The sequence below is a fragment of the Fibrisoma montanum genome, from assembly GCF_003583365.1.
In the GTDB taxonomy this organism is placed as follows: domain Bacteria; phylum Bacteroidota; class Bacteroidia; order Cytophagales; family Spirosomataceae; genus Fibrisoma; species Fibrisoma montanum.
Genome location: NZ_QXED01000001.1, coordinates 919,752 through 932,907, shown reverse-complemented (window position 1 = coordinate 932,907; position 13,156 = coordinate 919,752). Strand labels below are relative to the sequence as shown.

The window sequence follows — 13,156 nt, the reverse complement described above, 5'->3', positions numbered from 1 at the left end:
CATTTAAATTACTTGAAAACCATGTACGTACGGATCGTCCTCGTCCAGCAGAATCTGGTTGTATCCGTGAATAATTGCCCAGCCTTCGATACTCGGCACGATGGCTGGTTTTCCGCCCAGCTCCGTTTCGGCTTCGATCCGGCCAATAAATCTGGAGCCGATGATGCTCTCGTGAATGAAGTCGTCACCGGGTTTTAGCCGACCTTTGGCGTACCACTGGGCCAGGCGGGCCGAGGTGCCGGTTCCGCAGGGCGAACGGTCAATCGCTTTGTCGCCGTAGAAGACCGCGTTGCGGGCCGTTGAGGTTGGGTCCAGGGGCTGACCCGTCCAGAGGATATGGCTCAGCCCATTGATCGTCGGGTTCTCGGGGTGCGTGAATGTATACAGCTCATTCATTCGCTGCCGCATGGTCCGCGCCCAGGCTATCAATTGCTCGGCTTTGTAGTGCTCCAGTCCGGGGAAATTCGGCTGCGGATCAACGATGGCGTAGAAGTTTCCACCGTAGGCCACATCGACGGTCAGCTCGCCCAGGTCAGGGCATTCGACAGTCAGGGCTTCAGCCGCCAGGTACGACTTGATATTGGTGATCTTGACGGACTTGACTTTTTTGCCTTCCTGCCGGTATTCGGCCCGCACCAGGCCCGCCGGGACCTCGAGGTTTAACACGCCCGGCGTTCGGGGTTTGACTAGCCCCTGCTCAATCGCAACCGTTACCGTACCGATGGTGCCATGACCGCACATGGGCAGGCAGCCCGACGTTTCGATGAACAGAACGGCCGCGTCGTTAGCCGGATCGTGTGGGGGATATAAGATGCTGCCCGACATCATGTCGTGGCCCCGCGGCTCAAACATCAACCCCCGGCGAATCCAGTCGTATTCGCGCAGGAAATGCTGCCGCTTTTCGCTCATCGTAGCGCCCTGAAGGTGCGGGATACTGCCGCCCGTCACGACGCGAACGGGATTGCCGCAGGTATGGGCGTCAATGCAGAAAAAAGAACTGAACGACATCAGACAACCGATTAATTGGCCAGCACCAGTTCCTCCGGTAACGCAGGACGGTTAGCCAGGCCGTCTTCAATAAGGCTGAGTATCCGTTGCCGCTCGGGATCGATGAGCGGAAGCCGGGGCGCCCGGACGTGTTCGGTACCGATGCCGGTGGCCGTTTCAGCGAGCTTGATGTATTGTACCAGTTTAGGGTGAATGTCCAGTTCGAGCAACGGCAGAAACCAGCGGTAAATAGCCCGGGCTTCGTCGAAGCGACCGGCCTTCACCAGACGATACACGGCGACTGTCTCGCGGGGGAATGCGCACACCAGACCGGCCACCCAGCCATCGGCACCCATCACCAGCTCTTCCATCGCCAGCGTATCAACACCACACAGAATTTTGATTCGGTCGCCAAAGCGGTTGCGCAGCCGCGTTACGTTCGATACATCGCGGGTCGACTCCTTCACGGCCTGTATGTTCGGGAACGCCAGCAATTCGGCAAACATGTCGAGGGTCACGTCAATTTTATAATCAACCGGGTTGTTGTAGATCATGATCGGCAGATCGGTTGACTGCGCGATGGCTTTGAAGTAGGCCGTTGTTTCGCGGTCGTCGGCTTTGTAGCGCATCGGAGGCAGTGCCATCAGGCCGCTGGCGCCCAGATCGGCCGCTCTTTCGGCAATCCGAATGGCGTCGCGGGTGGCACCTTCGGCAATGTTTAAGACCACGGGCACTTGTCCATCAATGTGCTCGACGGCCGTCCGGACCAGGGTTTCCTTTTCCTCAGTCGTCAGCGTACTGGCTTCTCCGAGCGATCCGCCCAGAATAACGCCATCCACGCCCGCGTCGAGCTGGGCTTGCAGATTGGTCCGGAACATCGGAATGTCTAACTGGTCGTCGGCGGTGAACTTGGTCGTCAGCGCCGGAAATACGCCCTGGAACGTGAACGTCATGCTGAGAGAGGTTTAAGCGGTCGGTTTGAGCTAATAAAGAAACAACATTGTACGTATAGAAACACGTCATTGCGGCATCACCTGCCGAATGTAAACGTAATAATCGGGGTCGATCGTCAGCGTCCTGATTCCCTTCGCCGGCATGCTTTGCCAGCGGGTCGTTGGCCGGATCACCGGCGAGGGGCCGGTTTCATTGGCGCAGATCTGCACCGGCATATCGAACCCGGGTACGCAGTTTGCCCAGCGATAGTGCAACTGACTATTTACAATCTGGTATTCCAGAACCGGTATGCGGGTATCGCGCAGGTACTGATCAAACACTTTTTGCAGATTTGCCTTTACGCCTGCGTGTTCGATGATGTATCGTTCAATCTGCCATCCCTCTACGGTGTGGTGGTAAAAGGTTTCGTTCAGGCCGCGCAAGATGTTTCGCCAGCGCGTATCGTCGTTCACCAATTGCCGGATGGTATGTAGCATGTTCCCACCTTTGTAGTACATATCGCCTGAGCCACTATGGTTCACGTTGTACGTGCCGATGATCGGTTTGTCGTTGCGGATTGCCTGCCGACAACCAACTACGTAGGTGGCACCGGCGTCTTTGCCATAGTGATACTCGATGAACAGGTTTTCGGAATAGTTGGTGAAACTTTCGTGGACCCACATATCTGCTACGTCCTTATAGGTGATGTTATTGGCAAACCATTCGTGGCCGGATTCGTGGATGATGATAAAGTCCCAGAGCAGCCCCCAGCCCGTACTGGATAAATCGCGCCCCCGGTAGCCATTCCGAAAGCCGTTGCCATAGGTGACCGAACTCTGGTGCTCCATACCCAGATACGGCGTTTCGACCAGCTTGTACCCATCTTCGTAGAAGGGATACGGCCCAAACCAGTGTTCGAAGGCTTTCAGCATCGGCTTGACCTGCTGAAACTGCTGCCGGGCCGAGTCCAGGTGCTCGGGAAGCGCGTAATACGTCAGGGAAAGCGGACCCTTAGCGCCCTGGTACGTTTCGGACCACGTCTCATAGTTGGCAATGTTGAGGTTGACGCCGTAGTTATTGATCGGATTGGTCACAAACCAGTCGAACGTACGTGTGCCGTCGTTGTTGTCGACCACCCGGCGGAGCCGCCCGTTCGATACGTCGGTCAGCGGTTTTGGTACCGTTACGCTGATGAGCATGCTGTCCGGTTCGTCGTACATGTGGTCTTTGCAGGGCCACCACGAACTGGCCCCCAGCCCCTGGCAGGCCGTAGCGATGAACCACTGCCCGGCCCGGTCGCGCGACCAGACGAAGCCGCCCTGCCAGGGGGGGAGCTTGGCCACGCGGGGCTTTCCGGCGTACTGCACCGTTATGGTTTCGGTCTGGCCGGGTTGTTGCAGTTTGGGTAACGTAACGAAGTAGGCGTTGCCATCCTGCCGGACGGTAAGCTTCTGGCCGTCCTGTACGACGGAGACAATTCGCAGTGGCCGCTGTAGATCAACCTGTAAGGTTTGCCCCGGTTTGAGCACCCGGTAGCGGATGGTCGTGCTGCCGCTCAGGGTACTGTCGGTCGGGTTGACCTTCACCTGAAGGTGATAAAAGGCAAGGTCCCACCAGGCTCGTTCCGGAGTGATTGAACCCCGGAGGGTATCGTCATGCGTGAACACATACTGCTGCGCCGATGCAGACCCTGACAGGATCAGAAAGGCTAAAAAGCCCATTAACGTATTCTTCATACAATCCATAAAAACACCGAAGCGGTGAAGTTACTTAAACTTCACCGCTTCGGGTACTGTGCCGGGCCGTTTTAAGCCAGGCAGAGGATTAATCGCGGGTTGTCAGGGCTCGTTCTTCCTTCAGCCGGGCCCGCTCGATGGAGCGTGATACCAGAATACTGACTTCGTAGAGAGCAGCCAGCGGCAGCGCCACCAGAACCTGGCTGTAAATATCAGGCGATGGCGTGATGATACCGGCTACCACCAGAATCACAATCCAGGCATGTTTGCGGTACGTCTTCATAAAGGCCGGCGTCAGAAGGCCTACCTTCGACAATACAAAGGCTACCATGGGCATCTGGAACACAAGTGCGCAACCAAGCGAAAGCGTTGCCAGCGTACCGACATACGACGTTATATCGAACTGGTTTTTGATCTCGGGCGAGATTTGATAATTGGCCAGGAAGTTGATCGCCAGTGGGGAAACGATGAAGTAACCAAAAAGCAATCCCATCAGAAACAGCAACGAGACGTAGAATACCGCTCCTCGGGCGGCCCGCTTTTCAACAGAGCGCAGACCCGGCTTGATGAAGCGCCACAGCTCCCAAAACGCGTAAGGAAATGCAAAACTTAACCCAATGATCAGTGACGAAGTTAGCGCCATGGTAAATGGATCAGCCATACCAAGTGCCTGCAACTGAAAATTCAATTCCTTTACACACAAGTCGTCGTAGCCCGTTGCATCGGCCAGCTTACACATCATCCGGTACGTCCAGAAATCGGGGCGTTTTGGAGCAAGTATAACTTTGTCGAATATATCCTGAATAAAAATGAAGGCAATTATCGCAAACACAAAAATTGACCCGACCGCACGAATGATATGCCACCGAAGCTCTTCAAGATGCTCCAGAAAGGTCATCTCTTTCCCTTCTTCATTGTCAATGTCCTGCTCCTCGTCCTGCTCTTCGTAGAAATCCTGATCTAATGGCATAACTTCTAAAGGAAAAGAGAACGCAGATGACGCTGATTAAAAACTGGTTACTGGTGTATCAGTATTGACTTGTCTAATCAGCGAAACTGCGTTCTATTATTTTATTCTAAAACAAAAAACCTACGCGTACAGCGGAAATGCCTTCATCCATTCGTTGATTTCTTCTTTAACGGTCGCCAGCTCACTTTCGTTGTCGTGATTCATCAGTACGCGGTCAATATATACGACGATCTGCTCCATGTCCGATTCCTTCATGCCGCGGGTTGTCATGGCCGCCGTACCGACGCGCATCCCCGAGGTAACCATCGGCGACTTGTCGTCAAACGGTACCATGTTTTTATTGATGGTAATATCGGCTTTGATCAGCGTGTTTTCGGCCAGTTTACCCGTTAGGCCTTTTGAGCGCAGATCGATCAGCATCAGGTGGTTGTCCGTACCGCCCGAAATGATCTGGTAGCCCCGGTCAACGAACGCTTTTGCCATCGCCTGTGCGTTGGCTTTCACCTGCACGGCATAGTCGTAGAAATCCTCACTCAACGCTTCGCCGAAAGCTACGGCCTTGGCCGCGATAACGTGCTCCAGCGGACCGCCCTGCGTGCCCGGGAATACGCCCGAATCGAGCAGCGACGACATCAGCCGCACTTCACCTTTCGGCGTTTTGATACCGAATGGGTTCTGGAAGTCGTTCCGCATCATAATCAGACCCCCCCGCGGACCACGCAGCGTTTTGTGCGTTGTCGTCGTCACGATGTGGCAATGTTCGAGCGGATCGTTCAGCAGCCCTTTGGCGATCAGGCCGGCCGGGTGGGAGATGTCGGCCAGCAGCAACGCACCGATTTCATCAGCAATGGCCCGCAGCCGAACGTAATCCCAGTCGCGGCTGTAGGCCGACGCACCACAGATCAGCAGCTTGGGGCGCTCGCGCTTGGCGGTTTCTTCAACAACATCGTAGTTGATAACGCCCGTTTCCTTCTCAACACCGTAGAACGTCGGACGGAAGTATTTGCCGGAGATATTGACGGGGGAGCCGTGTGTCAGGTGACCGCCGTGCGACAGATCAAAACCAAGAATGGTGTCGCCCGGTTGCAGGCAGGCCAGGAAAACGGCCGTGTTGGCCTGCGCACCTGAGTGCGGCTGGACGTTCGCCCACGACGCACCGAACAGTTCCTTGATGCGATCGATCGCCAACTGCTCGATCTGGTCCACTACCTCGCAACCGCCGTAGTAACGCTTGCCGGGCAGGCCCTCGGCGTATTTATTGGTCAGTACGCTTCCGGCGGCTTCCATCACTTGCGGTGACACGAAGTTTTCGGAAGCAATAAGTTCAATACCCGACTCCTGGCGGTGTTGTTCTTTGGCAATTAAGTCAAACACCTTGGTGTCGCGGGCGGTGGTTGTTGCAGTCGTCATAGTCAATTGGCTAAAAGCAATTTTCGCTGTACAAAAGTACGGCTAAATTGCATAAGACGCGTAGATTTTTGACGACGTCCGGATGCTTACTGCACCTCAATCAGCCGTTCCAGCGGTTCGCCTTCAATGATGCGGCCGTCGGGGTACTCGACAAACACCGACAGCACGTATCGCCCTGGCTTTACCAAGTCCGGCATACGTATCGTGGATGGATAATCACTATTATAAATGCCCGAGAACTGGGCGATTATGATAGACTCGCTTGCGTGGCTGGCCGCCGTAAGTCTGAACTTAATAAGCGCCCCGTCGCCGTAATCTGGCCGGACAATAGCTCTGTACCCCTTATTTCGTTGTAAAACCAGCGGGTTTGCGGTTATTGGTTCCAGCAAATTCGTGCCCGTTCCGCCCGGCCATGGACCCAGCGTAACCAAAGCGGGCTGGTTAATGTGTCCGACGATTGGGTAGCGAAAACGATCGTCGACAGGCCGGCCCTGAACAAGTAGCTGAACGTCATAATAACCGGCGGTTACGTTACCAGGCAGGTCAAAGGTTACTGTCCAGCCGTAGGGAGAAACGGCGGTGGGTTTCAGTCGAAACGTCTCGCCGGTTGCTTTACTAAAAAGCAGCTCCGGGTTGTCGTCGGCAAACAGGTTTTCGCCCCGGAGGACACTGTTTTTACCGGCTGCTACCGTGAGCCGGTCGAAAAAAGAGAGTCGTGTTAACGAAGGCTTTCCTTTTAGGAACAGCAGTTTCTGCTGCGCTACGGCCCGCCGACCGTTTCCTTTTTGGATTTCGACCGTGTACTCTCCCGGCCGAACGCGTTGCGGCACTTGTAAGTCGAACTGATTCATAGGTAACTCATTTCCATACGCACAATGAGCGTTAAGGGTATCTCGCTCCCCTGTATCGGTTCGGGTCAGAATAACATTGCCTTCCGGTACGCCGTCGACGAAGTTGTCAATACGTACGTAGAGCGGGCGACCAATGGTAGCCCTTGTCTGGTTGTCAATAAACCCGATCTTCAGCGGTCTTGGCTGCCTTACCGTAAACCTGAAAATTCTCAGTTTACCGGTACTGCCAAGTACGTACACACCCCCTACGGATGGGTCGTTGTCACAGACCTGGATGCGATACGAGTCCTGCTGCTGCCAGATTGAACAACCCGGCGCCAGTTTAAACGACGTAGCTTCGTAATCGACTTTCGTTAATGTCTCGGGGAGAGTCAAACTAATTTCCTGCTTTGCGTTGTCAATGGTGATGTTCCCGGGTGGAAAACCCGGGATGGTAACCTCCAGAATGCGCGGTTCGTCCGATGGCGTAATCTCCTGCTTTTTCGGGCGGCAGGTAACCAGCAATGGTACGAGCAGCAGATATAGAAATGAACCAAACCGGTTGAATGGCCGTGTCGGGAAGGGTATGGAATAAGTAGTCAGTATGTTCATCAATTCACTTATTCGCGCAAACCGCCAATCTTAATCACTTCCGGCGCTGAACCGTCTGATAATTTAAGGGAGTCAGGCCGGTATGCAGCTTGAAGAGCCGGTGGAAATGAGAAATGGTGTTGAAACCGCACTCCAGACCTACCTGACTCACACTAACGTCGCCCGTAGCCAGAAGTTTACGAGCGTGGTTGACGCGAAGTTCGTTCAAATACTCAACGAAGGACTTTCGGGTACGTTTTCTGAAATACCGGCAGAAAGCGGCCGGAGCCATCCCGGCTACTGACGCAATCTGCTCAATCCGGACATCCTCCTTGAAATGAGCCAGAACGTACTCCAGCACACGTTTCATGCGCTCGGTTTCGGCTTCGCTCGGAGCGAGTTGGTAGCCTTCGCTGGCAAGCAGTTCAACAGCCATGTCGCGGGTCAACTGATTCAGAATACCCAGAAAAGCCAGCAGTTGGTCAAAGCCCGAACGAGTCACCAGCCGGTTCAGGTCATCGGCTACCTGTCGGCTGGCGGCCGGACTGAAACGCAGGCCGTAGCGGGCTCGGTGCAGCAGTTGCTGTACCGGCTCGGCTTCGGGCAGGGCTGCCAGACCACGTTGCTCGAAGCCGATTGGAAACTGAATGGCAATGGACTCCGCCGGATACGGGCGGTCAATGCGGTAAAAATCATCGTCACTACGCCAGAAATGGGGCATGTTCGGCCCAATCAGAACCAGATCACCGGCCTGAAACGGTTCAACGCTATCGCCCACAAATCGACGGCCATAGCCCGCTGCGATGTAGGTGAGTTCGTATTCGGGATGAAAATGCCAGGGAGCGTCAAAGTAGGGTAGTTTGAAACGCCGGACCAGCAGCGAGCTTTGTTCGGCAATGGCTACTTTTTCGAATAAAGCTTTCATCTGTGCGGTTTCTTAACTGGATGGTGCCCTCAAAAGTAGTATATTGATCAAAATTGTCTATAAATTGGTGAAATATTCTGACTTTCAGCTACGTGTGGTGCACTACTTTTGTCATGATGATTCGTACTAAACTCAGTTAAACCAGTATCGACCTCAGCCAATGGAAGCGCTTATTGATAAAGATCAGTTGCTCGATGAGTTAGAAAGCCCTTATACCGTCAGTCCGGAAGCGATTGCGTTTTACCGGGAAAACGGGTACGTAAAATTGAAGCAGGTGTTGAGTCCGGCTGTGCTGTCGTACTACGGCGACATCATCACCGATCTGGTGTTTAAGCTGAACACGCTGATCAAGCCGATGGAGGAGCGCACAACCTACGAGCGGGCGTTCCTGCAAATTATGAACCTCTGGCGGGAAGACGAGTCGGCCCGTGAGTTCGTCTTTTCGAAGCGTCTGGCCAGGATCGCTACTGACCTGATGGGCGTTGAGGGCGTTCGGCTATACCACGACCAGGCGTTGTACAAAGAACCATCAGGCGGCATCACGCCCTGGCATGCCGATCAGTTCTACTGGCCGCTGGCGTCGCCGAATACCGTAACGGTCTGGATTCCGTTGCAGGAAACGCCAATGAATATGGGACCGCTGGCCTTCGCCGAGAAAAGCCAGACGGTTAGTATTGGCCGCGACATCGAGATCAGCGACGAAAGCGAGCAGATTCTGTCGGATGAGTTGCAGAAGAAAAACTTTGCCGTCAACGATACGCCCTTTGAACTCGGAGAAGTGAGTTATCACGCCGGCTGGACGTTCCACCGCGCTGGTCCGAACGTATCGGATAAGCCCCGTAAGGTCATGACCATGATTTATATGGACAAGGACCAGACCATTATGACCCCGCGTAACAGCTACCAGCAGGCCGACCACGCCAAGTGGCTTGACAGCTTCCCCATCGGCGGCAAACCAGAAAGTGAGTTGAATCCGGTGCTGTTTAGTTATTAGACGTGTTGAGTCGGTGATAAAAGGCAAGGACTGCTGGTCTGACGGTACGTCAGACCGAAATACCCAGGTCTGACGGTACCTCTGACCGACTGACCTAACAACAGGCTGGATGCGAATTGTGTATAAAAGAAAATAGAGTGTTGCATTTGGTCAGACGTACCGTCAGACCTGAAACGCACTAGGTCTGACGGTACGTCTGACCGAACGTAGCTTTGTACGTTCTTGTACATAATGATCTATTCTTGGCTGGTTGTTGAGCCGGTCAGACGTAGCGTCAGACCTGGGTGTTTCGGCCTGACGCTACGTCTGACCGGCGGTCCTTGTACGCTTCTTTTTGTTTACCGCGCTGAATGGAAATATTTTTGTAGGAAAACTGTTGTATCAGTGACTACCAAACTACCCCACGCGGTATGAAATCATTTTTCGCGCTCGTTGCGTTGCTGTTGCTGCCGTTTGCAACGTTCGCCCAAATTTTGAAACCAGCTTCCTGGTCATTCAAACCGGCCCAGTCGTCGGTTAAGGTAGGAGATGTTGTTGAACTGCGTTTCACGGCCAATATTCAGGATGGCTATCACATTTTTTCCTCAAATGTCAACCCCAAGATTGAGGTTGGGCCCCTGCCAACGGAAATTAAACTTACCCCGAATGCTACTTACGAGCTGGTCGGAAAAGTAAAACCTGTTAGTAAGGTCGAAACCAAGTATGAAGAAATCTTTGAGGGCGACGTTTACGAGATGCGCGGGCGAGCCCAGTTCGTGCAGAAAGTAAAGATCCTGAAAGAGAATCCCGTTCTTTCCGGCACCGTTGATTATCAAATCTGTACGGATATAGACGGGCAATGTATACCTGGTAATGAAGATTTTACATTCGACATTACAGCGACTGGCACACCGGACAAAACGGCGGCTACAACTTCATCACCTCAGGCCACATCCACTGCAACAAAACCAACTCCTGAAACCGCCGTTGCCACGACTCAGGCCCCCGCTTTAACAGCCACCGAGGCCGTTGCGCAGGAGGCACCGACTGTCAAGGAAGCGGTTAAAGCACCGGAAGAAATTCTGGCCAATTCAACCAATACACCAGCCAATACGAGTGATGGCTCTATGGCCGGATTCATCGTCGCGGCTTTTTTGTCGGGTTTGCTGGCCTTGCTGACCCCCTGCGTCTTCCCAATTATCCCGATGACGGTCAGTTTCTTTACGAACCAGCCGGGTGGGCGGTGGAAAGCCATCCTGTACGGCGTGTCGATTATCGCCATCTATGTTCTGATCGGTACGCTGGTGTCGCGGATCAACGGTCCGGCTTTTGCTAATTTCGTCAGTACCCACTGGCTGCCAAACGTCCTGTTCTTTGCCATTTTCTTTGTTTTTGGCCTGTCGTTTTTAGGATTGTTCGAGATTGTATTACCCACTTCGCTGGTCAACCAGGCCGACGCGAGATCGGAACGCGGTGGTCTGCTCGGTATCTTCTTCATGGCCTTTACGCTCGTGCTGGTGTCGTTCTCCTGCACGGGTCCGATTGTGGGTAGTTTGCTTGTTGCCTCGGCGGGGGGCGAAGTAGTGAAGCCGATTGTGGGTATGATGGCTTTTTCGTCGGCCTTTGCCGTACCGTTTACGTTGTTTGCCGCTTTCCCTCAGTGGCTCAAGAGTTTGCCTAAGTCGGGTGGCTGGCTGAACTCGGTAAAAGTCGTGCTCGGTTTCCTGGAGCTGGCGCTGGCACTCAAATTCCTGAGCATTGCCGATCAGGTTTATCACTGGGGCCTGCTCGACCGCGAAATTTTTCTATCGTTCTGGATTGTGATCTTCGCCCTGATCGGTTTCTACTTTCTGGGTAAAATCCGGTTGCCGCACGACAGCGAAACCAAGACGGTGAGCGTACCGCGTCTGCTGATGGCCATACTGACGTTCGCGTTTGTGGTGTACATGATTCCGGGGTTGTGGGGCGCACCCCTGAAAGCACTGTCAGGGTATCTGCCTCCCGAAACCTCGCAGGATTTTAACCTCACAAACCGGCAGACTGCCGCAACCTCGGCATCTGATCCCTTGTCGGTGACACCTAAGTACGGTAATCTGTTCCGTTTGCCTCACGGCCTGCAGGGTTTCTTTGAGTATCAGCAGGCACTCAACTACGCCAAACAGGTCAACAAACCGGTATTTATCGACTTCACCGGCCACGGCTGCGTGAACTGTCGCGAGATGGAAGCCCGCGTCTGGTCTGATCCGGCCGTCCTTCAGCGACTCCAGAACGACTACGTTGTGGTGGCGCTCTACGTCGACGACAAGACCGAGCTGCCGCAAAGCGACTGGTATACCTCAACCTACGACGATAAGGTAAAGAAGACGATCGGTGCGCAGAACGCCGACTTGCAGATTGTCAAATACAACAACAATGCCCAGCCGCACTACTGCCTCGTCGACCACGACGGGAAGCTGCTGGTAGCACCCAAAAACTACGACCGCAGCATCGACAGCTTCGTGCAGTTTCTCGATGAGGGCAAAACAAAGTTTAAAGGTTAATTGACAGTATCAGTCACAAAAAAAGACCCCGGCGTTCCGGGGTCTTTTTTTGTGACTGATGCTGTACTAGACCGCTGCGGTATTCGAGTGAATGGCCTGCGATTGCACAAGTTCCAGATCCGGCTTCGACTCGTCGATGAGCGATACACGGCCCCGGTCTTTCCGAACAATGCGCGAAAACAGCGAAATCTCCTGGTCGAACAAGAAGCGGAAGAACAGCCGGACGTACGACGTGTGGTACTTCAACGTATCATAAAACTCAGGGGCTTTGGCTTTGATTTCCGGAAGCTTATTCCAAGGAATAGACGGAAAATCATGGTGTTCGTTGTGGTAGCCGACGTTCAGGTTAACCCCATTCAACTGACCGTAATAACTGTACGTTTCCTGATTCGGATCGAGCGTCAGATAATGCTCCTGAATCCAGCGGGCACCCAGCGGATGCAAACCCACCGAAAAAAACAGGCAGAGCGTCAGGAAAGCCAGAGCTTTCCAGCCCAGCAGCGCGACCACCAGGACATCGAATACCAGTTGAACCACCAGATTGGCAATGACCCATTTGTCGATTACGGCCAGTTCGCGGCACCGGATCGTCCGAATGCCCTGAAAGATTGGGAACAGCAGCAGCCAGATGGCCTTCCCGATTGCGTAGTTGTTGATCAGCCGAGCTTCGTACCAGTCGGGCAGATCGGCATCCAGTTCATGAATACCCTGGAACGAGTGGTGCTTGAGGTGGAAGTTTTTAAACGAGATAGCCGTAGGGAATACAGTCGGCAGGTTTGCGAAAATGCCCGCCCAGGTGTTATGCGACGGTATCCGGAAAATCAGGTTGTGGGCGGCTTCGTGAATGCAGACAAACAGTGTATGCGCCGGAAAAGCACCGATAAACCAGGCCGCGGCCACGACAACCCACCACGACTGATCGCGCACGAGGTAGGCCATCGCCACCATCAGGGATACACAACCCAGAATGACCCAGAACGTAGTGGGGTTTTTCTGGCCAATCAGTTTTTTTAAGTCGGGGTGAGCTTTCAGGATTTGGCGGGTCCGGATGCGGTGAGGTTCGGATGCCGTAGAATAGACAAAGTTGGTCAACCGGTTCATACAGATGTCGTGTACGCTAAATTTTACGTAGGCAAAGGACAGTAAAAGTAACCAAAAATTTTGATTTGTATGATTCGCGCAAAACGTATCTCTACAATATTAGCGGTCGGGCAACAAAAAGAAAAGCGGAGCCAGGCGGCTCCGCTTTTACTATATTCAG

Annotated in this window: 10 protein-coding genes; 2 read left to right on the top strand and 8 right to left on the bottom strand. The window is 53.6% G+C overall.

Annotated features, from left to right (window positions below; all coding sequences use genetic code 11):
* Positions 1-3 precede the first annotated feature (3 nt).
* The 7 genes from DYU11_RS03875 to DYU11_RS03845 form a co-directional block, all read right to left on the bottom strand.
* Positions 4-1,008: a 4-hydroxyproline epimerase gene (locus DYU11_RS03875; RefSeq protein WP_119666305.1), complete on the bottom strand. Its 1,005-nt coding sequence runs from the start codon at positions 1,006-1,008 to the stop codon at positions 4-6.
* Between the two features lie 11 nt (positions 1,009-1,019).
* Positions 1,020-1,940 (bottom strand): dihydrodipicolinate synthase family protein, encoded by a 921-nt coding sequence (locus DYU11_RS03870; RefSeq protein WP_119666304.1) that lies wholly within the window; start codon positions 1,938-1,940, stop codon positions 1,020-1,022.
* Between the two features lie 66 nt (positions 1,941-2,006).
* The gene (locus DYU11_RS03865) at positions 2,007-3,656 is read right to left on the bottom strand and encodes a M1 family metallopeptidase (protein ID WP_119666303.1); all 1,650 of its coding nucleotides are present in this window, start codon (positions 3,654-3,656) and stop codon (positions 2,007-2,009) included.
* Between the two features lie 88 nt (positions 3,657-3,744).
* Entirely contained in the window at positions 3,745-4,626 is an 882-nt protein-coding gene (tatC, locus tag DYU11_RS03860; RefSeq protein WP_119666302.1) for a twin-arginine translocase subunit TatC, read from the bottom strand.
* Between the two features lie 120 nt (positions 4,627-4,746).
* Positions 4,747-6,036 carry a serine hydroxymethyltransferase gene (gene glyA / locus DYU11_RS03855; protein ID WP_119666301.1) on the bottom strand — a complete coding sequence of 430 codons (1,290 nt, stop codon included), beginning with the start codon at positions 6,034-6,036 and terminating at the stop codon, positions 4,747-4,749.
* An 86-nt stretch (positions 6,037-6,122) separates the two neighbouring features.
* A complete protein-coding gene (locus tag DYU11_RS03850) occupies positions 6,123-7,478 on the bottom strand; it encodes a hypothetical protein (protein WP_119666300.1) in 1,356 nt (451 codons plus the stop codon).
* Positions 7,479-7,512: 34 nt separating this feature from the next.
* On the bottom strand, positions 7,513-8,382 hold the full coding sequence (locus tag DYU11_RS03845) for a helix-turn-helix domain-containing protein (protein WP_119666299.1): 870 nt from the start codon (positions 8,380-8,382) through the stop codon (positions 7,513-7,515).
* Between the two features lie 160 nt (positions 8,383-8,542).
* On the opposite strand from DYU11_RS03845, the gene DYU11_RS03840 reads away from it, so the two are divergent.
* Both DYU11_RS03840 and DYU11_RS03835 read left to right on the top strand, forming a co-directional pair.
* Positions 8,543-9,376: a phytanoyl-CoA dioxygenase family protein gene (locus DYU11_RS03840; RefSeq protein WP_119666298.1), complete on the top strand. Its 834-nt coding sequence runs from the start codon at positions 8,543-8,545 to the stop codon at positions 9,374-9,376.
* A gap of 410 nt (positions 9,377-9,786) precedes the next feature.
* Positions 9,787-11,895, top strand: a complete 2,109-nt coding sequence (locus tag DYU11_RS03835; protein WP_119666297.1) for a cytochrome c biogenesis protein CcdA — start codon at positions 9,787-9,789, stop codon at positions 11,893-11,895.
* A gap of 66 nt (positions 11,896-11,961) precedes the next feature.
* Here DYU11_RS03835 and DYU11_RS03830 read toward each other — a convergent pair whose 3' ends face one another.
* A complete protein-coding gene (locus DYU11_RS03830; protein ID WP_119666296.1) occupies positions 11,962-12,996 on the bottom strand; it encodes a fatty acid desaturase in 1,035 nt (344 codons plus the stop codon).
* Positions 12,997-13,156: the final 160 nt, after the last annotated feature.